The organism is Cognatishimia sp. F0-27 (genome assembly GCF_020667845.1).
In the GTDB taxonomy this organism is placed as follows: domain Bacteria; phylum Pseudomonadota; class Alphaproteobacteria; order Rhodobacterales; family Rhodobacteraceae; genus JAFMPQ01.
This window is the reverse complement of record NZ_JAFMPQ010000005.1, coordinates 33,952-57,409: the sequence shown is the minus strand read 5'-3', so window position 1 is coordinate 57,409 and position 23,458 is coordinate 33,952. Positions and strand designations below refer to the sequence as shown.

The window sequence follows — 23,458 nt, the reverse complement described above, 5'->3', positions numbered from 1 at the left end:
CTTGAGCCCTGGCATCATGCGGGCTCGTCGAAATTGCGCGGCACTTCGAATGTGCCTGCCTTGATGGCGGCGCGCACCTCTTCCATCTCGGCCACCGCATCGGCGGGCACCATCTCCGGAACAAAGGAAATATCGTTGCCGCCATCCTGCATCAGGCTGAGCGGGGTGTAGTTCTTGCCAACCGGGTTGCCTGCGACCGCATCGGCCAGCGCGGCATCCACAAGCGGCCGGAAGGACCACAGCGCGTTGGCGAACACGGTTTCCGGATAGCGTGGCGTGTAGTCGATCAGCGACCCGATTGCCGGGATACCGCGTTCCTGCGCCGCGTCGGCCGTGCCGATCCGCTCGCCAAACAGGATATCCGCGCCCGCATCAATCTGCGCCAGACCGGCTTCGCGGGCCTTGGGCGGGTCAAAGAAGGTGCCGATGAAGCTGACGAGGTGCTTGGCGTTGGGATTGGTCCGCGCCACGCCATCGGCAAAGCCATTGATCAGCATGTTGACCTCGGGGATCGGGATCGCCCCGACCGACCCGACGATACCGGATTGTGTCATGCGCCCGGCGAGCATCCCCGCCAGATAGGCCGCTTCCCAGTTCCATGTGCCAAACACGCCGAAATTGTCGCCAGACGCCTCACCTGAAGACCCCATGAGGAACGCCGTGTCCGGATAATCCGCCGCCACCTGGCGGGCTTCGCGCTCCACCGCATAGGATTCACCCACGATCAAGACGTTGCCGGCTTCGGCGAATTCGCGCATCGCGCGGGGGTAATCGGTCCCGGAGACGCCTTCGGAGAAGCTGTAATCGACAACACCTTCCTCGTCGGCTGCCACCATCGCGGCATGCAACACGGAGTTCCAGGCGTTTTCGACTGGCGAGGCGTGGATGCCGGCAAGCTTGACCGGGGCGGATTGTGCGCGCAGCAATGCGGGCGTGGCCAATGCCGACGCCGTCAACGCGGCTCCCGTCCCAAGCAGGCGGCGACGGTTCATCAGGATACGGCTCATGTGGAAACTCCCTTGCTGGTTATTCTGGCGCGATCTGGGCCATCGCCCGGGCGGGCGCGCCACTCCGCGATACGCGTTGACCATGCCGCGCACCGGGACGGAGTCAAGCGCCTGATGCCCGAGACGTGGTCCGCTTTGGCGAATTGACCAAGAATCGCGCAGCCAGTCGCGGCGTCCCGGTGCCTCGGGCGGCGGCTGTTTCAGGTCGCATTGCGGGGCGCGTATGCGGCCGGATCCACGCTCTGCGGTCTCCCCTCAAGCGCGAGGCGCGTGAGCTCCGGCGCGGTTTCGGCCACGACCTTGCCACGGCGGATCACCGCGAGCCGGTTGGGCCGAAGCCTGATGGCCTCCGCGGGGTCACGTGCCTGAAGAAGCACCATATCCGCATGGCAGCCGACGGCGAGGCCATATCCGTCAAGACCCAGAATGCGCGCCGGGACTGTCGTGACCGCGTCGAAGAAGGTGGTCTTGTCGACCTGTGCGCCCATCTGGGTCGCGTGAACGGCCATATGCGCCACATCGAGCACATCGCCCGTGCCCATGGCATACCACGGGTCGAGCACGCAATCCTGCCCCAGAGCCACGTCAAGGCCCGCCGCAAGCAGATCCGGAATCCGGGTCAGGCCGCGACGCTTGGGGTAGGTGTCGTGCCGGCCCTGCAACATCATGTTAATGAGCGGATTGGGGATCGCGGCAAGCTCTGCCTCGGCCATCAAGGGGATCAGCTTGGAGACATAATAATTATCCATGGAATGCATGGAGGTGAGATGGGACCCCGCCACCCTGCCCTGCAATCCGAAGCGCACGGTCTGTTCGGCAAGGGTTTCCACGTGACGGCTGAGGGGATCGTCGGTCTCGTCACAATGCATGTCGACACGCAGGCCGCGATCCGCCGCGATCCGGCACAGCGCCTCCACAGAGGCGCGCCCGGCCTCCATTGAGCGTTCGAAATGCGGGATGCCCCCGACAACGTCGACCCCCATGTCGAGTGCGCGTTCCAAGGCGGCCGCGGCCTCCGGATGCCGGTAATAGCCGTCCTGCGGGAAGGCCACCAATTGCAGGTCGAGATAGGGCGCAACCCGGTTCTTGACCTCCAGAAGGGCTTCGACGGTCACCAGCTTCGGGTCCGACACGTCCACATGGCTGCGCACGGCCATAAGCCCCTTGGACACCGCAAGGTCGCAATAGCGCAATGCGCGTTCGACGACCGCATCCTGTGTCAGCGTCGGGCGCAATTCGCCCCAGAGCGCGATGCCTTCGAGCAGTGTGCCCGAGACATTCATCCGCGGCAGACCGAGCGACAGCGTCGCGTCCATGTGGAAATGGGCGTCCACGAAAGGCGGCGACAGGAGATGACCGGCCGCGTCGATCACCCGCCCGGCCTCCGCCTCGATGGACGGCGCGATCTCGACGATCCGGCCCGCGCGCATGGCCACATCAAGGCCGGTCCGGCCGTCTGGGAATGCCGCGTTTCGAACAAGAAGGTCTAGCACAATGGGGTCTCCCGGACTGTCTTGGCTCTGTCAGACGATTACAGCTGCGGCGCGGCGCTGTCACGGTGGATTGCGCGCCGGGGGTCACATCCGGGATCCGAGTGCCGCGCAAAGCGACACCGCATGCTCTGCGCGGCAAGCCCGATGCCGCGCGCACCACGCAAGACCGACACGCCACAAAGCACCGGGCCAGCCACACGGATGTGCGACCGGCCCGATGACATGCTCTTGGGAATGACGCGCCCGCGCGCGTCAGAGCACGAAATCGTCCACGGTGATGCCGCTGCCAACCGCGTAGATCTGCCCATCCGCGAGACCGTCGCCATCCACATCCATCGAGGCAATCGTCACATCGACACCGGAAAGCACGAAGTCATTGAGGATCAACTCCCCCGCAGATCCCGTGAAACTGTCGCCGGCAAAGACAAACCGCTGATTGCCCGCAACCGTCTCGTCCGCATCGATCAGGAACAGGTTTATCCGGTCGCCCTCCGCGCCGGAGAAATCGCGCAGTTCGTCGCGGTTGAAGCGGCCCACGCCGGTGTCGTCGATGCTGCGGAACACGAAATTGTCCGCCCCCGCGCCGCCGGTCATGAAATCCGTGCCGCCGCCGCCTTCGAGCCGGTCGTCGCCGTCCTGGCCGAGCATGCGATCGACACCATCGCCCCCCAGAAGCGTGTCATTGCCATCGCCGCCCAGCAGCGTGTCGCGCCCGTCCAGCCCGGAGAGCTGGTCGTGGCCGAGAGAGCCTTCGAGCCGTTCGCCCTTGGCATTCGACCCGAAGATCACATCGTCATGGCCGGACCCGAACACCCCTTCGATGCTCGCAAGCACATCGTCACCGCCGCCGCCGGTCGCAAAGCCGCTCTCAAGCGTGACGAAGACACCGGCGGACAGACCGACATACAGGGCTGTATCAAAACCGCTGTTACCAAAGAGCGTATCGTCGCCAAGCCCGCCATTGAGCCTGTCGGCATTGGCCCCGCCGTCAAAGGAATCGTGCCCCTCATCGCCTTCGAGGCGGTCTGCGCCGCCGCCGCCGATCACGATATCGTCGCCATCGCCGCCCGAAACCGTGTCGTCACCCGCCCCGCCGGAAAGCCGGTCGCGCCCCTCTGCACCTTCAAGCGTATCGCTGCCGGTGCTGCCGGTTACCGTGTCCGCGCCGCGCCCACCGTCGATCCTTTGGCCCGCAGCACTGGCGACGATCACGTCGTCGCCTCCAAAGCCAAACACCTGCACGGCATCGACGGGCGGCGTGATGGTCTCTGAGGCATTTGTCCCGAGGATCACGGTGTCATCGATAACCGTGCTCACGGTCACCGTCTGATCGGCGAACTCGTAAAACTCCACGCTGATCGTGGTATCAACGCCTTCGCTCTCCGGGGCTTGGCGCAGATCTCCGATCCGCACTTGGCCAGTCTGGGACCGACCGATGACAAAATCGGCAAGGTCGCCCTCGAATACGGCGCTGTCGCCCTGACCCTGACCGTTGATCGTATCGTCCCCGGCGCCCCCGATCAGGCGGTCAAAGTTGAAGCCGCCGGTGATGCTGTCATTGCCGTCAAGCCCACGGATCGTCACCTTGTTGTTGTTCGAGCTGAGCACGTCGTCAAAGGCCGACCCGGTCAGATGCTCGATGCCGGTCAATGTATCGCCCTCGGCATGCCCCCCAGATCCGATGGCGACCTGTCCGAGCGCCAACGCAACCGAAACAGCCGCGTCAGAAGCGCTGTAATCGGCGAGGTCCTGGTTTCCGCCGTCCCCGTCCATGATGTCTGCGCCCGCACCGCCAATCAGCGTATCGTTGCGCCCGCCGCCGGTCAGCGTGTCGCTCCCAATGCCGCCTTCGAGCAGGTTGCGCCCGTTCAAACTGCCCGTCACGCTGTCATCGCCGTCGCCTCCAATCAGCGTATCCGAGCCCCCGAAACCATTGATGGTATCGTCGCCGCCGCGACCTTCGATGCGGTTTGCCCCGCTATTGCCGGTCAGCATGTCGCCGCTCTCGTCCGATCCGATGACGTTCTCGACATTGACCACCCGCTGAACGCCCGCGCCGCCACCAACCGTGTATGTCTGCGCCGACAGGTCCACGGTGACAAAATTGAACGTGTATCCGCTCATATCGAGCGTATCGGTGTCGCCGCCACCATTGATGTCGTCGATGAAGTTGCCGTTTTCGACAATGATCCGGTCATCGCCCGCACCACCAAAAATCGTATCGATGCCACGCGCGCCGTTCAGCGTATCGTTGCCATTGCCGCCACGCAGCAGGTCGGCACCCAGATCGCCAAAAAACAGGTCGTTGCCATCGGCGCCGTCGAGCGTATCGTCTTCCGTGCTGCCGTTCACGGTATCGTCGTCCACCGTGCCCAGCAGGTCAGTGCCTTGCTCGCCAAGATCGAGGTCCAGCGCCCGCGTGCCCAGAACCGTGCTGTTGAGCACCCCACCGTCGAGGTAGGTGAGCGCTACAAGCCCATCCCCGAGCAGGCTCACCGAGGGCGCCTCCACGCCTGCGCCAGCGGCCAGTTCACCCGGATCGCCCACGGCCACGCCTTGCGCGTCATAGCGTTGCGCAACCAGCCCGGTATCGTCGGTAGCGCGGTCGAAAAAGGCGATGAATCCCCCATCATCCAGCGCGACAAGGGCCGGATCGGCATTCGCATCCGTCGCGTCGTCGGATACGTCGCGTATTACCGAGCGCGCCGACCCGTCGGCGTTGAACACCTGAAGCCGCACGGTCTGAGCGCCCCCGTCGGATTGGAACGCGACAGCAAACCCACCATCCGCAAGCGCAACGACCTGCGGTTTTGACACCGCCCCGCCGGCAGGGTCGGACAGCGTGCCGCGCGCCACCTCGGCACCCGCAGGATCGAGCACCACGAAGGCGGTGTCGCTGCTTGTGCTCGAGCCTGCGCCGTTGGTGTCGATCACGACAACCCGATTGCCATTCCCGAGCAGCACCGCGTCGAGCGCAGAGCCCGGATCCGCATCGACGCTCACGGTATTGGTGGTCGGGCTGGCGGCACCGGCCAGTCCGGTGACCGTCTGAAGCGAGACGGCCCCGCCGCTTGCGTTGAGATACTGCACTGTCAGATCAGTGCTGCTGGACCCGGCCAGGGCCGGGCCGGTGAACGTGCCGGAGATGGACGACAGCGTTGCCGAAACCGTGGTGGTAAGCGTGGCGGTGCCGCCTGAAATATCGAATGACGAGAGTGCAATCGCGCCGCCCGCGTCTTCCAGCGCAAGCACAAGCTCGCTGTTTTCAATCGCCAACAGGTCAAACCGGGCCAGCGGCACGCCGCTGGCGAGCTGGCCCTCGGTGCCGATGGCTCTGCCAAATTCATCGAACTGCTGAAACCGGATTTCGCCCGTGGGCACGGCGAACACGGTGACAAAGCTGCCATCCGACAGCGTCACAGTGCGGTGATCGGGTCCCGGGTTGGCAGAGGTGCTTGCGGGCTGGGATGCAAATACAATCGAGGGTGTGGTAACGGGCGCCATTTCAATTTCTCCTTGTTGGCTGAGCCGCAAATGCACGCGGCTTTCAAGGGCTTGGTCGCAGCCCGAGCACATTGGGTTGAAACTTTTTTGACAAAATTCACAAAGCGCTGATCTGGAATGTCTTTTTTCGCCAAGAGACGCAGAACAGGTGCGGCTCTCCGCAACGGCGCATCGGCTTGCAACACCGATCCTGCGGTGCCATCCTGCCGGGCGGTCGAACCGCGAGGGACATGTCACAGCCGATGATCGAGGATGCAGAATTGCTGGGTCGGATTGCGGCGCGTGACAAGGCCGCCATGCGCGTGTTCTTCGAGCGCCACGAGATGCCGCTTTTTGCGTTTCTGCGCAGCCGGGGAGCCGATTCCGAAACCGCTGATGACGTGGTTCAGGAAGCGATGCTCGCGGTGTGGAACACGGCCGGGCACTACCAGCGCGCCTCGACCGTCAAGACGTGGCTTTTCAGCATCGCCCGCAACAAGCTGATCGACAGGCACCGCAAATCGTCCCGGCTTCAGGTGGTCGAGGACCCGCCGGAACGCGTGGACGACGCGCCCAATGCAGAAGCGCTGCTTATCGCGGCGCAGGATGCCGACCGGGTGCGAGCCTGTCTTGCCAAACTCAAACCCGGGCATCTCAGCGCCATTCGTCTCGCGTTTTATGAGGACCTGACCTACGCGCAGATCGGCGCGATCGAAAGCGCGCCCGAAGGCACGATCAAAGCGCGGATACACTACGCCAAGAAACTGTTGCTGCGCTGCCTTGGGCGGCGTTGAGCTGGCTAGTCGACAAGCACTTCGTCGATGAGGTCGGTCCGGCGCGACAGGGTGGCAAGCGCGTTGTCTCGGGCGGCGGTATCGGCAAAGTGCAGGCGGAAAATGCCCAGCACGCCGGGCCCCTCGGCAATACTTGCACCGAGATTGGTCAGGAGCGCCGCAATCTCGCCGACCGGCGCATCAGCCACAAAGACAACTTGCAGCACCGCCACCTCCGCCTCTGCGGAGGCCGGGGCAAGCCCGCCAGGCTCTGATGGGAAGAGGACCGGTTGCAGAACGCTCCATCCGATCACCGCAGCCACCGCCACGCTTGCGGCCTGCAACAGAGAAAGGCGGATCGGTCGGTTCACATTGGCGGCGCGGTCGGGCGTGCCTTGTGCGTCGATCGCCCGGGACAGCCGGTCCCACCCGTCATCGCGCAGGTCTGGCGGAGGCGTTCCCAGAACCGCGCGCGCGCGCCGCATCACCGCCACCTGGGCCGCGATATCAGGCGATTTTGCGATTTCTGCCTCAAAAAGCGCCACATCTTCCCGAGACATGCGCCCCTGAAGATAGGTTAGGATCTTGTCATCGCGGTCCATTTTGGGGCCTCCTGATATTGCCAGCCTGCACGCAATCCATAATCACGGCAACGCGGGCAATGGCACTGTTTCCGTCTTTGTCGGCCGGGCACGCAAAATGGTTGAAATTTTTTTCAACCATCCCGCCAGCCGCCCGACCAAGACAAGAACGACGTGAGAGGTCAAGATGAGCAAATCCGGTTTGCCCCGCAGCCTGCGCCGGTCTGGCATGTTCGCAGCATTGGCGCTTTTGCTGGCTCTGAGCGGCTGCGGGCTCGTGCGTGACCTCGGGCTGGCGCCCCCCCCGCTGCCCCCTTCGCTTGCGGAGACCGGCCGGGTCTATGCTCTGGTGCCCGATGCCGCGCGCGAAACGGCCCTGCGACGGGCCGCCCGCGCGTTGGGCTACGCGCCCGATGCGGCGGTGCCGCTCGACGCGCTCGACCTGATCATGGTGCCCGTCGACCTGCCCGCGGACGTCTCCGGCGCGGCAGCCATCGACGCGCTCGAGGCGGATGTCACCACCGCCACGGTCGGCGTGAACCACGCCTACCGGCTGCAGAGCCTGCCTTCGGTCACGGACCGGCGCAACTACGCCACGACGCTGATGCGCTGGCCCGAGGGCGGCTGCCGCGCGACCGGGGCAATCGGCCTCATCGATGGCGGGGTCGAGCCCTCCGCCGACGGGCTGAGCGGCGCAAGGCTGAGCCAACGCCAGTTTGGTGCCGGCAGTCCAGCCGGTCTGCGTCACGGCACGGAGGTCGCCAGCCTGTTGGCCGATCCCCGCCGCTTGCGGAACGTGGCGCTCTACAGCGCAGCGGTCCTCACCGAAACGCCCGACGGCGATACGCGTGCAGGCGCCTCCGCGCTCGTTCAGGCGCTGGACTGGTTGGCGGCACAGGACGTCCGGGTCGTCAACATTTCTCTGGCGGGTCCGCCCAACAAGCTTTTGGCGCGGGCCGTCTCTGCGGCCAGTGAACGCGGGATGACAATCGTGGCTGCGGCAGGCAACGACAGGCGTGTCGCGGCCACGCAATATCCCGCCGCCCTGCCCGGCGTGCTGGCGGTAACGGCTGTCGATGCCCGTGGCGCCGCGATGCCGCGCGCGGTGCGCGGATCCCATATCGATTTCGCCGCCCCCGGTGTCGATGTGTTCGTGCAATCCCCTTTCGGTGCGCGCTACGTGAGCGGCACCTCAATCGCCGCGCCGCTGGTGACGGCGCGCCTCGCCGCTGGCGCGCCCCTTGACTATGCGAAGCTGGCCTCCGGAGCGATTGATCTGGGTCGGGAAGGCAAGGACCCCGTCTTTGGTCACGGTCTGGTCCAGGCGGCCGCCGCCTGCCCCGCGGCCCCGTCCGATCGCGTCGTCAATTAGCGCGGCCCGCTCGCCCGCAGACCGCGCGATGCGCTTGGCCGTGACCATCCGGACAACAGCCGAGATCCCGTGCAAACCGACCGTAAGCCCGAAGCAATCGCCCAATAACAGCGACAAAGCGCCCGTCCGGGCCGCTCAGGACCCGCAGGCCCTATACAAACCCCGCGCCATGCATTAGCGCGGCGGTCTTTGGCATGCTGCGTTGCGCCCATGCCCGCGCGCGGCACCCCGCCGCAGCGGGACCGGTATCGCGCCCCGTCCCGCCCCACGAAAGGCACATCCCATGAAACAGGTCCTGCGCGCTGCACTCGACGACCGTGGCTATACAACGCTTACCCCGGTTCAGGAGGCCGTATCGGATCCGGCACTCAACGGTCAGGATCTGCTTGTTTCTGCCCAGACCGGGTCCGGCAAGACCCTCGGATTTGGCCTCGCCATCGCGCCGACGCTGCTCGGTGATGCAGAGCGGTTCGACACGCCCGGCGCCCCGCTCGCGCTTGTGATCGCGCCGACCCGCGAACTGGCGCTGCAGGTGAAGCGCGAATTGAGCTGGCTCTTTGCCGGTGCCGGAGGGGTCATGGCCTCCTGCGTCGGTGGCATGGACATGCGCGACGAACGCCGCGCACTGGCGCGCGGGGCCCATATTGTTGTCGCCACACCGGGGCGGTTGCGTGACCACATCATGCGGGGCTCCATCGACCTGACCGCGATTGCGGCGGTGGTGCTCGACGAAGCGGATGAGATGCTCGACCTCGGCTTTCGCGAAGACCTCGAGTTCATTCTCGGAGAAGCGCCGCAGACGCGACAGACGCTGCTCTTTTCGGCCACCGTTCCGAAACCCATCGTCGCGCTGGCACAAAGCTACCAGCAGGATGCGCGCCGCATCGTGGTGCAATCGGCCACCGATCAACACGCCGATATCCGATACACCGCCATGCATGTCGCCGAACGCGACACCGAAAACGCGGTCATCAACACGCTGCTGTATCATCAAGCACCCAACGCCATCGTCTTTGCGAACACGCGTGCAATGGTCAATCGCATGACCACGCGGCTCTCCAATCGCGGGTTTCAGGTTGTGGCCCTGTCCGGCGAACTGACACAGTCCGAACGGACCAACGCGCTACAGGCAATGCGCGACGGGCGGGCGCAGGTCTGCGTGGCGACGGATGTGGCCGCCCGGGGCATCGACCTGCCCAACCTCGATCTGGTGGTGCACGCGGAATTGCCCTCGAACCACGAGACGCTGCTGCATCGCTCCGGGCGGACCGGCCGCGCCGGGCGCAAGGGTGTCAGCGCGCTGATCGTCACGAAATCCTCGCGCAAGAAAGCCGAGCGGATCCTGAACTGGGCAAAGCTCAAGGCCGAATGGACAACCGCGCCCTCTGCGGACGCGGTGCGTGCCAAGGAAGAAGAACGCCTGTTTGCCGACCCTGCCTGGACGGAGCCGGTCGCCGAGTCCGAGGCTGACGTGGTGGGCCGCCTTCAGGAGACATTCAGCGCCGAGCAACTCGCCGCCGCCTATCTGCGCCTCTATCGCGCGGCACGATCCAGCCCCGAAGACCTTGTCGATCCGGACGCGAAGCCCGCGCCACGCCCGGAATTCGGGCCGAGCGTCTGGTTTGCAATCACCGGCGGGCGCGCGGCCGGGGCCGAACCGCGGCGGGTGCTGCCGATGCTGATCAAGAGCTCCGCGGTGACGCGCGACGAGATCGGCGCGATCCGTATTCAGCAGGACCGCTCCCTTGTTCAGGTCAAGCGCGATGCCGCGCCCAAGCTGCGCGCGCTTTTGGCCAACGGCGGCGAAATCGAACCCGGCGCCGTGGTGACGGAACTGGCCGAAGCCCCGGTTCTGACGGACGGGCGACCACCCCACCCGCCGCATAAGCGGCCGGCGCGCGCCGACGGCCCGCCAAAGCCGCATCGCGGCAAGCGGCCGCCGCATGGGGACCGGCCCGGCAAAGCCCCCGCGTCACGTCCGGAGGCGGGCGAGCCACGGCAAACCCGTGCCGACCGACCCGACGCGGCGCAGACAGAGTCGCGCCAGAAACCCGCGGCGACGCCAAAGCACGGGGCCAAACCGGCGCCAAAGCAGGCAGACCGCACGCACAAGGCTGCAGGCGGCGGCGCCAAAGCGCTCTCGGAAGGCGCCACAAGGCCCAAGACAAAGCCCAAAGGCCCGCCGCCGCCGAAAGGCAAATCGACCAGCAAAAAGAACAAGGCCCGCACGATGGCAGCCAAGGCCAAATCGAAAGGCCCCGCGCACAAAACGAAGTAAGCCGACGGTCTGTTGGTGCCGGAATTGGCGACCGTCGGGTGTTTGCAGTCGGGCGCGCCGCAATTGCGTCGCGGCACCGCAAACCGCCAAAGCCTTTCATGGCGTCAGAAAACGGAACGGCGCATCGCGCCCGCGGTCATCACTCGGATCCGCACGACCCCCGCAATCACCTCGGGACGGGTTCGGAAGGCCGCGCGCGGCAAGCCCCCTTTTTTTGCGGATTCGTCTGGCCCTCGGATGCGCGTCTACCGCTTTGACCAGCGGACAGTGCCCCATCCGCAAGCGCGCCATATCTGGAGATGTCTCCAAAGGCATTTCTTAAAATTGTCTATAGACAAGCAAATGTCGTTTGGGCAATTTCACTGCCAACAAGATGTTGCCTCGCGTAGAGGTTTGTAACCAGTAGGATCGCCAATGACCACCGTTTCAACCCGCTTGACGGCGGAGATTTCCGCGCCATTCACCACCGATGACAGCTTTGGCGATACGTTGGCCTTTATCGGCGATTTCAACGGGGACGGCTTTGGTGACTTTGTCGTGGGTGCCCGTGACGCTGATCGGGGATTGGTTTCTTATGACCCCCACGGGGTTGCCTATTTCCTGAGCTATTTTCAGGATGTCGGGGCGGCAACGATTGTCTACGGGACAGCAAACGGAAGACCCTCCACAACGGACCTCCAGAACCCTGCGCCCGGCACGGGGTTTCGCATCAACGGGTCCGAGCCGTCACAGAATTTCGGGGCATCCGTCAGCGCGTTGGGCGATGTCAATGGCGATGGCTATGCCGACGTTCTGATTGGCGCGCCGGGCACCACGTATCTGGGTGGCGCCGATAACGGCGCAGCCTATATCGTGTTTGGACGCGCGACCCCGGAAAATCCGGTCAACACGGTTCTGATTACCGACCTCGCCGGACCTGCAAGCAGCCGTTTCTTCACGACGACCCCGGAAGAGCGCTTGGGCTCCGAGGTCTTCTATGCCGGCGACTTCAACGGAGACGGCTTTTTCGATCTCGGGGCGGTGGCACAATATGGGCCGGCAATTAACACGTCTGCCCCCAATCAACCGCCCAATTACATCGGCGGCGCCGGCGTCGGGTTCATTCTCGCCGGCAACCAGAGCGGTTTTTCGCAATCCTATTCGCGCCAGCCACTCCCCGCGAACGCGTTTTCCTTCATGTCGATCGGTCAGGATTCCATCCCGAGCGGAAACCCCCAGCAGGGCAACAACCCGACCGACTTTGGCAATTCCGCGGATGGGGGGATTGATTTCAACGATGACGGTCGCGACGATGTGATCTTCGGCGCGCCGCAATACGACGTTTTCAGAAGCGAAAACAACATGGTCTATGTGACCCAGGATGCCGGGCGCGCCTATGTCGTATTCGGCGCCAACACCGACCCGGGCAACGGCGGGACAAGCGGCATCGATACCAATGGCTTGACCGGCAGCAACGGCTTCACGTTCACGGGCGTCAGACCGGTTGACGCGGTCGGCGCCTCGGTTGCTGCCATCGGCGACTTCAATGGCGACGGGTTCGATGACTTCCTGATCGGTGCTCCGGGCGCGGCAGTCGATTACAATACCTACAGAACAACCCGGGTCTATAACACGTATTACACACCGACCTTCGGGACCGGCTCATATACAAGAACCCGTCGCACCTATACCAACCGGTATACGCGCTTTTACACGCCGCCGGGCAACTACACCATGTATGGGAGTTATTCCCCCGGCTACGGCTACACGGCCGGTGGCGGATTTCCGATGACCGAAATTCGCAGCTACACAAACAGGAGCTACGGACCCTACTATTATACTCCGGCACCATCGGGAAACTATCAGCAGGTCCGCACGTTCACGACCAGTACCTACACAGTCGACCGAACCCGGGAAACTGGCCAGGCCTATGTGATTTTCGGGACCGATAGCGGTATGCCGTCGGACCTGACGCGTGAGGATCTGAACTCTGCGCAGGGGTTCGTGATCAGCGGTGCGCCCTTCATCGACGACGGGATTGGCGCGAATCTCGGCCAGACCGTTGCCGCGCTCGGCGATATCAATGGCGACGGTTTCGCCGATATCGCGATTGTCGATCAGGTGGCGCGCGGCCGGAAACAAGACGATCCGGTCGATCTTACACGGGTCAACGTCATATTCGGCACGGACGCAGCACAGACCAGCAACCTTGAAGTGGATGGGCTCGACGGCACCGACGGCTTTCGGTTCGTGATCCGGACGGGCGGCACCAATGGCGAAGAGGTGCTTCGGTCCATTGATGGCGGTGATATCAACGGTGACGGCTTCAGCGACATCCTCATTGGGCGCGCCGCGGGCTTCGAAACAAACGCGCAGACCAACGACGTCACCTCCTACGTCGCGACCGGCTATGTTCTGACCGGTGGTTCCAACACGCGGTGGAGCTTTATCGACTGGTTCGTCGATGGATATTCCGACGGCTATATCGCAGCGGCCTATCTGCCCGATGAAGGGTTCTATATCGGCGACGTGACCAATGATCTGATTTACGGATCGAACCTGGTCTTTGGCGACTACATCAACGGTCTGGCCGGGAACGACACGATCTTTGGCCTCGAAGGCGGAGACCGAATCCTGGGTGGTGCAGGCGATGACAGCGTTATCGGCGGCCCGGGCAATGACGACATGGAAGGCGGGGATGACTTTGACACGCTCGACTTCTCTGGCAGCGCAAGCGCGGTCAATGTCGATTTCGAGAACAACAGTGCAACCGGTCAGGGCACCGATACCATCGGCAGTTTCGAAGCTGCGATCGGGACAGATCAGAACGACACGCTGTTGGGTGCTGAAAGCATCGGGGATCGCCTTGAAGGGCGCGATGGCGATGATGACATCGCCGGTCGGACAGGCGACGACACGTTGCTGGGCGGCAATGGCAAAGACTTCGTCGACGGCGAGAGCGGGAACGACAGCCTTGAAGGCGGGGCAAACGACGACACGCTGAGCGGTGGGGCCGACAACGACACGCTCAAGGGCGGCGCGGGTGAAGACACGCTCTTTGGCGGCACCGGCAATGACAGCGTCGACGGCGGCAGCAATGCCGACCTGATCTATGCCGGTGGCGGTCTCGATTTCATTGATGGCGGAACGAATTTCGATACGATCCACTTCCGCGATGCCACGGCGCGGGTGGAGATCTGGCTCGAACGGGGCGATTACAGCTTTGCCGGTGAAACATCCACCATCACCAATGTCGAACATGTGGAAGGGTCAGGGTTCAATGACCTGATCGTCGGAACGACGATCCACGACAATATCCTCAACGGTCTGGGCGGCATGGACCTGATCGTCGGCCTTGATGGCAACGACGTGATCAACGGCGGCGATGACTTTGACATGGTGGCATTTTCCGCCGCACCGACAGGTTTGACGCTTGCGCCACTCGCCACGGCGATCATGGTCGATCTGAGCACTGGCATTGCGATGGGCCAGGGCCGCGATCGTCTGACCGAGATCGAAGGCGCCATCGGAGGTCTCGGCGGTGACCGGTTTATCGGCGACGATGCGACCGGCAACCTGTTCGAAGGCATTGCGGGCAACGACACCTTTGTTGGGGGCGATGGCGCGGATACCTTGCGCGGCGGTGGCGATGACGACCTGTTCTTTGCCGATGGCGGTGCCGATTCCATCAATGGCGAGGCCGGTTTCGACACCCTGTCCTTCGCCTTCGTGGCATCTGCGGCAACCGTGGATCTGGCGGCTGGCACCGCCAGCAGCGCCACGACCGGCGCTGACATGCTCGAACAGATTGAGGGCGTCATCGGGTCGGCCCTTGGGGACACGCTTCAAGGGGCGGATGCCGTGGCCAACCGGATTGTCGGTGGCGACGGGGCCGACGAGTTGTCTGGCCGTGGCGGTGAGGACACTTTGCTTGGCGGCGATGGGAACGACAGCATCGATGGCGACGCCGAGGCCGACAATATCTCCGGTGGCGCGGGCAACGACACGCTCAACGGTGGAACCGGGAACGACTACCTGATCGGCGCTGGCGATAATGACACGCTGCGTGGCGACGAGGGCTCCGATACGCTTGTCGGCAGCGGCGGGGATGATCGTCTCGAAGGCGGGGCCGACGCGGACTCGCTCTCCGGTGGCAGCAATACCGACCGGCTCGTGGGCGGTCTCGGAGATGACACGATCAACGGTGGCAATGGCATCGATACCGCGATCTATACCGGACTTGCCGCCGCCGTCGAGGTGAACCTCGAAACGGGGATCGCGACCGGTGGTGCCGGCTCGGACATGCTGATGGCGGTCGAGAACGTGTTCGGATCTGCATTCGACGATGTCATCACCGGAACGGCGCTTCATGGCAACCGGCTCGAAGGCAGCCTCGGCGCTGATACGTTGTCGGGCCTTGACGGGCGCGACACCTTGATTGGCGGCGACGGCGCAGACAGTCTTCTGGGCGGTGCGGATGTCGACCGGCTGTTTGGCAGTGACGGCGCTGACCGCCTAGACGGGGGTGAAGGGCGCGATTTCCTGACCGGTGGCGACGACGCCGACACGTTTGTGTTCAGCGACATCACCCATACAGGGGTCGGGATCTTCGCCCGCGACGAGATCGAGGATTTCGACAGCGCAGAAGGCGACCGGATCGATGTCAGCGGGATCGACGCCAATACGGCAACGGTTGACGATGATGCCTTCCTCGTGGTGACGCAGTTTACCGGCACCGCGGGTGAGATCACCTTGCTCGATATCGTGCGCAGTGGCTTCGGCGTGACCATTGCAAGCATGGATGTGGATGGCGACGGCGTTGCCGATGGTCAGATCTACATCCCCGGCGGAGCGGTTGAGAGCGACTTCATTCTCTAAGCCCGCCCCTGCCCTTCACGCATCGCCCTCCCCGTGCCATCCACGCGCCCCGGGGAGGGTTTCTTGTTGGTGCCAACGCGGGGCTCTCTCGGTCCGGTCGCGGCGTGCAAACCACTGGCAACGCGGTATGGGCCCGGTTGCGGCTTGCGCACCACTGGGATCACGGCTTGGGCGCGCAGCGCAGGCCCTTGCAATCCGGAACCGCGATTTGATCCCGATGCGAGCCTCACGCCGAACGCGGATCAGTCCGGAACGCTCCGGCGCGCCTCTGCCGGGGCGGAAGCCGGATCGTCACAGAACGTCGCTGGCTGCGTGCCGGCCGCGGTTTTGCACCAAAAGTCCCAAGGCAGCGGCAAAGGTTGTCGCTTGGCGCGTATGAGGGATGTCAGCCCGGCAGTCCACCGTGAATGGTGGCGCGCCCAAAGCCATGCCGAACCGCCCCGACACGTCCCTCAGTCGTGGCGCGCGCTTGAAAAGCACCTGCACGACCCGCAATGTGGACACCGCCACGCCAGACCTCGTGCAACAGAACGGCGCGCCATGGGGCGTTTCAGCGCGCCTGTCTTTGACCCTTTTCAGCCATCGCCGACGGGAAAGACGGGAGTCTCACCCGTTTGTTTTGGCGCTTTCGGACTTTGCAGCCTCCTCGGCCCGTTTCATATCGTCCGGCCGCCACGGTTCGATCCCGATCCGAAGGGCCGCGCGACCGATCATATGCGCTCCAATCGGCGCGGTCAGGAGCAGGAAGAGCACGGTCAGAACAACCTTGGCGATCACGTCGGAGCTGCCAATGGATACCGCAACAGCGGCGAGGATCAGACCTGAGCCAAGCGTGCCAACCTTTGTTGCCGCGTGCATCCGGATAAACACATCGGGCATCCGCATGAGGCCGATCCCGGCGATCACACAGAACGCGCCACCAAACAGGATCAGGATACCAGACACGATCTCGATCATGGCGCGCCCTCCTCGTCGGTCGGGGTTTCCTTGTTCTCGCGGCGCAAGCGTTGCCGTTCCGCGAAACGCGCCAGCGCCACGGTCGCCAGAAACCCCACAAGCGCCAGCGCCAGCGCAACGTCAAGGAAGGCCGGATCGCTGGCTTGCACCGCGGCAAGCGCACAGAAGGAGACGATCGCGATCGTCATGAGATCAAGCGCGACCACGCGATCCGGCAGGCTCGGTCCGATTGCCAGACGCAGGAACCCCAAGGCAACCGCGACGACCACCATCACGAACCCGGCGTTAACGCTGAATTCCAGAAATTCCGTCGGTGTCATGGCCCCTCCACTGCGTCGATGACCCACTTCTCCATGCCGTTCTTGAGCGCGTCTCGCACCGCGTCCGGGTCATCCGCGAACATGGCATGCACCTTCAGGGTCCGGCGATCCTCGCTCACGTCCAGCGACAGGGTTCCGGGCGTCAGCGAAATCAGGTTCGTCACGAGCAGGATACCCGCATCGGTTTTGACATCCAGCGGGACGTCGATGATGGCCGGGCGCGCGCGATGCTGCGGGGTGATGATGTCCCAGAGCACTTCGAGGCTGGAGACCACAAGCTCGTAATGAAACAGGATGATGAGCTTGATCCAGTAATAGACCTTGCCCGCATAATTGGCCGATCCGCCCATCAGCGGTCCGAGCAGCCAGAGGATCACGTATCCCAGCACAAAGCCCGAGGACAGTGTCAGCCAGCCGAAGCTGCCAAACAGGGCTGCCCAGGCAAGCGCCAGCAGCAGGTTGACCGCCAGGGTGTTCATGCGCCCTCCTCCACTCCAAGCACCGCCTCGATATACCCGGACGGATCAAGCAGTTGCGCCGCCGATGTCTCTGCGAAGGCGATAAAGGGTTCCGGGTAGAACCCGATGATGATTGTCAGCGTCGCAAGCCCGGCAATCGGCCAGAGCAGATGATTGCGCGCGGGCTGACCGATCCGGTAGAGCGTCGGTTCCAGACCGTCAGGATGCGCCTTCCAGAAGGCTTCCGCCCAGATCTTGGTCATGGAGTAGATCGTTAGCAGGCCCACCACCAGCGCCACGGCGGCGATGATCCAGCCCTCGGCATCCAGCGCCGCCGCGACAAGCACGTATTTCGCCCAGAAGCCTGAAAGCGGTGGAAACCCGGCCAGCGAGAACGCGGGGATCAGGAACAGGATGGCCAGGATAGGCGCGGATGTGTAGAGCCCGCCAATGCGGGCAAGGTCGGTTGAACCTGCCGCACGCTGCGCCACACCCGCGATCAGGAACAGGTTCGCCTTCACCACGATATGGTGCACGAGATAGAACACCGCGCCCGCGATCGCCAAAGGTGTGAACAGCGCCAGCCCCATGATCATGTAGCCGATCTGGCTCACGATGTGGAACGACAGGATCTTGCGAATGTCGTTCTGCGCCGCCGCACCCAACACGCCGGTGATCATCGTCAACGCCGCCACCCAGAGCAGGATCGTATGGGTAAACTCCGTGTCCCCGTTGAAAACCAGCGTGAACATGCGCATCAGCGCGTAGACGCCCACCTTGGTCAGCAAGCCGGCAAACACAGCCGAGACCGAGAAAGCCGGGGTGTGATACGCTGCAGGCAGCCAGAAGAAGAGCGGGAACACCGCCGCCTTCACACCGAAGGCAATCATGAACATCATCGCCACGACAGTGACGAGGCCCTGGTTTTCAAGCGTCGGCACCGTGCGGGCCAGATCAGCCATGTTGAGCGTGCCCGTCATCCCGTAGAGCAACCCCACGCCGGACAGGAACAGAATGGTCGAGACGAGATTCAGCGTGACATATTTCACGCCGCCGTCGATCTGCTCCTTCGAGCCGCCGAGAACCAGCAGGCCGAAGCTCGAAATCAGCATGACTTCGAACCAGACATACAGGTTGAAGAGGTCACCGGTGATAAACGCGCCCACCACGCCGCCGATCAAGACGTTGAACAGCGCGTGATAGCCAAGATATTCCTTGCGCTCGTCGATATCCGCCAGAGCGTATACCGCAACCGCCAGCGCGGTGATCGCCGTGATCACCACCATGACCGCCCCAAGGTAATCGGCCACAAGCGTGATCCCGAATGGCGCGCCCCAGCCGCCCATCTGGGCCGCGATGACACCGCGGTCGAGTGTCTCTGCCATGAGAACCACGGCCGCGACAAGCAGCGCGGCATTCCCCAGCACGGATATCATGCGCCCGGCAGGATGACGCCGGAACAGGAACGCCAGGACCGCCGTCAGGAATGGCAGGGCCAGAGGGGTGGCGAGAACCCAGCTCATGAGCGGTCCTCACGCGGTTCGGCCACCCGCATCTCGTCGCTGTATAGCGTCCCGAGCGTGGTATAGGCGCGGAACATCAGGACCAGCGCGAAGGCAAACAGACCAAAGCCGATCACGATAGCGGTCAGAACCAGCGCCTGCGGCAACGCGTTGGCCACGTCCCCCAGCGGGGCCTCCGCGCCCACCGGGATCAGAGGCGGTGCACCCGCCGTCAGACGCCCGGACACGAAGATTGTTAGGTTGGCCGCGTTCGAAATCAGAACGAGGCCAAAGATGAAGCGCAATACATTCCGCGCCAGCATCAAGTAAACCGCTGCCGCAACCAGAACACCAATTGATATCGCGAGGAGCCCCTCCACCTCAGATCTCCTCTTCCATGGCAAACACAAGGGTCAGCACGGACCCGAAAACAACGAGATACACGCCGATATCGAAGACCAGAACGGTGGAAAGCGGCAGGCCCTTGTCGGTCTCCGTGGCCCCGATGAAGAGCCACTGCCCGGTAAAGAGCGCATCTCCGAACAGCGCCGAGGCCAACCCGGCGAGCAATGCCACACCCAACCCCACGAGCGCGATGGCCTGCGGTTGAAACCGCAATGCCGAGCGTGCCTCCGACGTTCCACAGGCAACAGCGAACAGGACAAACCCGGTCGAGCCGATAAGCCCGCCAATGAATCCGCCACCGGGCTCATTGTGACCACGCAACAACATGTAGAGCGAGAAGATCAGCAAAAGACCGGCGAGGTATCGCGTCCCCGCACGCAGGATAACGGAATTCATGTCAGGTCCTTTCCGGGTTGCCCGCGGTCCGGTTCTGCTTGGTTGCGCAGGCCTTCCTCGTTGGTGCGGCGCGCGCGGGCCGGCTCATCGAGTGCGGCGTCTGCGCCCGTATGGTCAGCGTCGACCGAAGACGCCTGCTGCATCTTGGGCGTGGTTCTCAGCAGCGCGTAGGATGCCAGCGCTGCAATAACCACGACGGCGATTTCCCCGAAGGTATCCAGCGCGCGGAAATCGACGAGGATCACGTTCACGATGTTCCGCCCGAACGCTTCAGGCCACGAAGTTACCTCGAAATAATCTGTCAGACGGCGATCGAGCGGCGTGTCGAGAACCGCGAGGATGATCAGCGTCACAGTGCCGCCCACCGCCGTGGCCAGAACCGCGTCGCCCTTGCGGAATTTCCGGCCGCCGGAATCCAGGGTCGGCAAGCGCAACAGCGCAACGGCCACGAGCACCACGACGAGGGTTTCCACAAGAAGCTGGGTGATCGCCACGTCCGGCGCACTGAACACGATGAAGATCAGCGCCACGCCAATTCCCGTGACCCCAAGCCCCGCCATCGCCGCAATGCGCGAACTGGTGATGGTTGTCAGCGCGGCCCCCCCGATGAGGAAGGCGATCAACGCGAAGTATTTCCACGTGACGTCTGACAGATCCGGCAAGCCGACCCAGACGTCGCGCGCGATCATCGTTCCGGCCAGCCCGACCAATGTCGTCAGGAATGTCCAGAACATATAGCTGCGCAGCACACCCGATTGGATCAGGCGGGTCTGCCACGCGGCAAAAGCCTTGAACCCCACAAGGAACTTGTCCCAGCCGCGGTCAAAATTCGGCAGAGCTTCGAGCAGGGATGCCAGGAACGCGCGCAACCGGACATGCGTGAGATAAAGCACCAACCCCAGAGCGACCGTGACAACAGACAGGATCAGCGGCAGGTTGACCCCGGCCCAGAGCTTGAGCTCCTTGGTGTCCTCGATATTGCCGAGAAGGCTCGCCACGGTCGGGGCCACCAGCGCGCGCTGAAGCAGATCCGGATAGATTCCAAACGCCGCGCCCGCGATGGCCAGGAGCACCGGGCCGACAAGCATCGGCCACGGCGCTTCATGCGGTTTCTTGGGCATCTCGCCACCCGCCGGGCGCCAGAATGGCTTGAACGCCACGACACCGGCCACCGCCAGCATCAACGCATTGGCCACCAGAACGGCGCCGGCGACGAAGAGCGGTTCCGATCCGACCGCGAGCGCGCCGGCATATTTCAGTTCCTTGCCGATGAACCCCAAGAAGGGCGGGAACCCGGCCATGGACAGCGCGGAAAGCGCCGCCGCAAAAGCTGTGATCGGCATGAACCGTGCCAAACCACCAAGGATCGCGGTCTCCCGCGTTCCGGTCTCGTGGTCGATGCACCCGACGATCAGGAACAGCGCCGCCTTGTAGAGCGAGTGAACGATCAGAAAGGTTGCAAAGGCCGTCATCGCATAGCCGGATTCCTGCCCGAGAAAGAGCGTCAGCGTGCCCAGTGCCATCAATGTGGTATACGCCAAGGCTTGTTTCAGGTCGGTCTGCCGCAACGCGAGGATCGAGGCCAGAACCGCCGTGACCGCGCCAAAAATCGTCAAGCTCCACATCCACAGATCCGTGCCGGAGAGCCCCGGATGCAAGCGCGCCATCAGGTAGACGCCGGCCTTGACCATCGTCGCCGAGTGCAGGAAGGCCGATACCGGTGTCGGGGCAGCCATGGCGTTTGGCAACCAGAAGTGAAACGGGAATTGCGCTGATTTCGTAAAGGTGCCGGCAAGGATCAGAAGCAGGATCGGGACATAGAGACCGCTGCCCTTGATGGCATCGGGATCGGATAGGATTTCCGACAGCTCGAAACTGCCCGCCACGGTCCCGAGAAGAATGAACCCCGCGAGCATGGCCAACGCCCCGGCGCCTGTCACGAAAAGCGCCTGAAGCGCCGAACGGCGACCCTTGGCCGTTTCATGGCCAAAGCCGATGAGCAGGTAGGAGGTGATCGTTGTCAGCTCCCAGAACACGAACAATCCGATCAGGTTGTCTGCAAGGACAAGCCCGAGCATTGCCAGCATGAAGCTGGTCAGAAAGAGCGCAAACCGCGCAAATTGCGGATGCCCGGCCAGATAGGTGTTAGAATAAAGGTGGACGAGCGCGCCGATGCCCGTGATCAGCAGCGCAAATGTCAGGGACAGACCGTCAACGAGAAATGAGAGCGTGATCCCGAGCGACGGCACCCATGTCCATTGCGTGCGCAAGATGCCGCCATCCGCAACGACGGGCACGAGGGTCAGAAACCAGACAAATAGAATGCCGGAGATCGCAACCGGCAAAAGCCCGATAATCCCGTTTCCGCCATGCGTATGCTGTGGCGTCGACATCAGCGCACCTCGCGGAACAAGCTCTGACCACCATGCGCGTCGTTGCGCCCGACCGCGGCAGACCCTGCCAGATCGCGGTTGGCAAACAGCATGTGTGCGGCCGATGGGCGCGCTCTTGACTGCAATGATTTCATGACCCGACCCTCGTTGACTGTAGACAGATAGGGCGGACAACCCAATTGATCCAATCGAAACCGCACCGTATCCTGATAGAAAATTTCTATGGAAATGCTCTGGAGAGAAGACAGTGCCCACCGTTCAACAGCTGCGCTATCTCGTGGCCCTCGCCGATACAGGGCACTTTCGTCGTGCCGCGGAAAGCTGTCATGTCACGCAGCCCACGCTGAGTGCGCAGTTGCGCCAACTGGAGCGCACCCTTGGGGTAACACTGGTGGAGCGCACGCGCCCGCGGGCCATACTCAACCCGCTCGGCCTCGAGATTACAGAACGGGCACGGCGCGTTCTGCGCGAGATTGATGAAATCAGGATGCAGGCCAGCCTCGGTCGGGATCCGTTGCACGTCACCATTCGGGTCGGCGTGGTGCAATCCCTCGGCTCCTACCTGCTCCCGCTTTTTGTTCCCGATCTGCATGAAACGCATCCCGATCTGAAGCTTTATGTCCGCGAAGGGCTGCCCGATTACTTGTTGCGAAGCCTGCATGACGGCACGCTAGACCTGCTGTTTTTCCCATTGCCGGTGCCGCAGGCCGAATTCGCGAGCAGGCCGCTGTTTCGAGAACCGCTTGCCGTGGTTGCCCCGGCCGATCATCCGATCGCCGCGATGGATGCAGTCCGCGCCGATCAGCTGCGTGGGGAAACCGTGTTGTCCCTGGAGCCCGGACACAAGCTCTACGACCAGGTGCGTCAGCTTTGTGAAGACTACGGCGCGTCTCTTTCACATGATTACGAGGGCACATCTCTGGACACGTTGCGACAGATGGTTGCGATGGGCATGGGGGTTTCCTTGATGCCGGCGCTCTATATCAAATCAGAGGTTGCGCACCAGGATGTCGTCGTGGCCCGCCCCTTCAGCGGCAAGGCCCCTGACCGGATGATCGGCATGATTTGGCGCCGCGGCGCCGCACGCGAGAAAGCGTTTGAAGCGCTTGCCGAACTGATCATCGCGTGCCTCATGCGCCGGGTGCCCGAGGTGCAAACAGTTTAGGCACCCGCTGACAGGGCC

Annotated in this window: 16 protein-coding genes; 5 read left to right on the top strand and 11 right to left on the bottom strand. The window is 63.4% G+C overall.

The features are described 5' to 3' along the window. Positions 1-14: 14 nt before the first annotated feature. From J1C49_RS04435 to J1C49_RS04425, 3 genes are all read right to left on the bottom strand, one after another. Positions 15-1,007 carry a BMP family protein gene (locus J1C49_RS04435; RefSeq protein WP_227444601.1) on the bottom strand — a complete coding sequence of 331 codons (993 nt, stop codon included), beginning with the start codon at positions 1,005-1,007 and terminating at the stop codon, positions 15-17. Between the two features lie 200 nt (positions 1,008-1,207). Continuing rightward, entirely contained in the window at positions 1,208-2,500 is a 1,293-nt protein-coding gene (locus J1C49_RS04430) for an amidohydrolase family protein (RefSeq protein ID WP_227444600.1), read from the bottom strand. Positions 2,501-2,752: 252 nt separating this feature from the next. Next, positions 2,753-6,004, bottom strand: coding sequence for a hypothetical protein (locus J1C49_RS04425; RefSeq protein ID WP_227444599.1), 3,252 nt, complete (start codon positions 6,002-6,004; stop codon positions 2,753-2,755). Positions 6,005-6,246: 242 nt separating this feature from the next. Here J1C49_RS04425 and J1C49_RS04420 point away from each other — a divergent pair, with 242 nt between their 5' ends. Further along, positions 6,247-6,777 carry an RNA polymerase sigma factor gene (locus J1C49_RS04420; RefSeq protein ID WP_227444598.1) on the top strand — a complete coding sequence of 177 codons (531 nt, stop codon included), beginning with the start codon at positions 6,247-6,249 and terminating at the stop codon, positions 6,775-6,777. A 5-nt stretch (positions 6,778-6,782) separates the two neighbouring features. On the opposite strand, the gene J1C49_RS04415 is transcribed toward J1C49_RS04420, so the two are convergent. Continuing rightward, positions 6,783-7,358: a hypothetical protein gene (locus tag J1C49_RS04415; protein ID WP_227444597.1), complete on the bottom strand. Its 576-nt coding sequence runs from the start codon at positions 7,356-7,358 to the stop codon at positions 6,783-6,785. 166 nt (positions 7,359-7,524) lie between these two features. Here J1C49_RS04415 and J1C49_RS04410 point away from each other — a divergent pair, with 166 nt between their 5' ends. The 3 genes from J1C49_RS04410 (at position 7,525) to J1C49_RS04400 (ending at position 15,844) form a co-directional block, all read left to right on the top strand. Next, positions 7,525-8,709: a S8 family serine peptidase gene (locus J1C49_RS04410; protein WP_227444596.1), complete on the top strand. Its 1,185-nt coding sequence runs from the start codon at positions 7,525-7,527 to the stop codon at positions 8,707-8,709. 283 nt (positions 8,710-8,992) lie between these two features. Continuing rightward, the gene (locus tag J1C49_RS04405; protein WP_227444595.1) at positions 8,993-10,987 is read left to right on the top strand and encodes a DEAD/DEAH box helicase; all 1,995 of its coding nucleotides are present in this window, start codon (positions 8,993-8,995) and stop codon (positions 10,985-10,987) included. A 414-nt stretch (positions 10,988-11,401) separates the two neighbouring features. Further along, positions 11,402-15,844, top strand: a complete 4,443-nt coding sequence (locus J1C49_RS04400; RefSeq protein WP_227444594.1) for a hypothetical protein — start codon at positions 11,402-11,404, stop codon at positions 15,842-15,844. Positions 15,845-16,450: 606 nt separating this feature from the next. Here the strand turns inward: J1C49_RS04400 and mnhG are convergent. The 7 genes from mnhG to J1C49_RS04365 are packed head-to-tail and all read right to left on the bottom strand — an operon-like array spanning position 16,451 to position 22,275. Beyond that, on the bottom strand, positions 16,451-16,801 hold the full coding sequence (mnhG, locus tag J1C49_RS04395; protein ID WP_227444593.1) for a monovalent cation/H(+) antiporter subunit G: 351 nt from the start codon (positions 16,799-16,801) through the stop codon (positions 16,451-16,453). Continuing rightward, positions 16,798-17,121, bottom strand: coding sequence for a monovalent cation/H+ antiporter complex subunit F (locus J1C49_RS04390; RefSeq protein ID WP_227444592.1), 324 nt, complete (start codon positions 17,119-17,121; stop codon positions 16,798-16,800). Before J1C49_RS04390 ends, mnhG begins: the two co-directional genes overlap by 4 nt. Next, on the bottom strand, positions 17,118-17,600 hold the full coding sequence (locus tag J1C49_RS04385; RefSeq protein WP_227444591.1) for a Na+/H+ antiporter subunit E: 483 nt from the start codon (positions 17,598-17,600) through the stop codon (positions 17,118-17,120). The genes J1C49_RS04390 and J1C49_RS04385 overlap by 4 nt, the downstream gene beginning before the upstream one ends. Further along, positions 17,597-19,102 (bottom strand): Na+/H+ antiporter subunit D, encoded by a 1,506-nt coding sequence (locus J1C49_RS04380; RefSeq protein WP_227444590.1) that lies wholly within the window; start codon positions 19,100-19,102, stop codon positions 17,597-17,599. Before J1C49_RS04380 ends, J1C49_RS04385 begins: the two co-directional genes overlap by 4 nt. Continuing rightward, a complete protein-coding gene (locus J1C49_RS04375; protein WP_227444589.1) occupies positions 19,099-19,461 on the bottom strand; it encodes a Na+/H+ antiporter subunit C in 363 nt (120 codons plus the stop codon). Before J1C49_RS04375 ends, J1C49_RS04380 begins: the two co-directional genes overlap by 4 nt. Before the next feature lies 1 nt (position 19,462). Further along, positions 19,463-19,882: a Na+/H+ antiporter subunit B gene (locus tag J1C49_RS04370; RefSeq protein WP_227444588.1), complete on the bottom strand. Its 420-nt coding sequence runs from the start codon at positions 19,880-19,882 to the stop codon at positions 19,463-19,465. After that, positions 19,879-22,275 carry a putative monovalent cation/H+ antiporter subunit A gene (locus tag J1C49_RS04365; protein ID WP_227444587.1) on the bottom strand — a complete coding sequence of 799 codons (2,397 nt, stop codon included), beginning with the start codon at positions 22,273-22,275 and terminating at the stop codon, positions 19,879-19,881. The genes J1C49_RS04370 and J1C49_RS04365 overlap by 4 nt, the downstream gene beginning before the upstream one ends. Before the next feature lie 247 nt (positions 22,276-22,522). On the opposite strand from J1C49_RS04365, the gene J1C49_RS04360 reads away from it, so the two are divergent. Continuing rightward, positions 22,523-23,440 carry a LysR substrate-binding domain-containing protein gene (locus tag J1C49_RS04360; protein ID WP_227444586.1) on the top strand — a complete coding sequence of 306 codons (918 nt, stop codon included), beginning with the start codon at positions 22,523-22,525 and terminating at the stop codon, positions 23,438-23,440. Positions 23,441-23,458 lie beyond the last annotated feature (18 nt).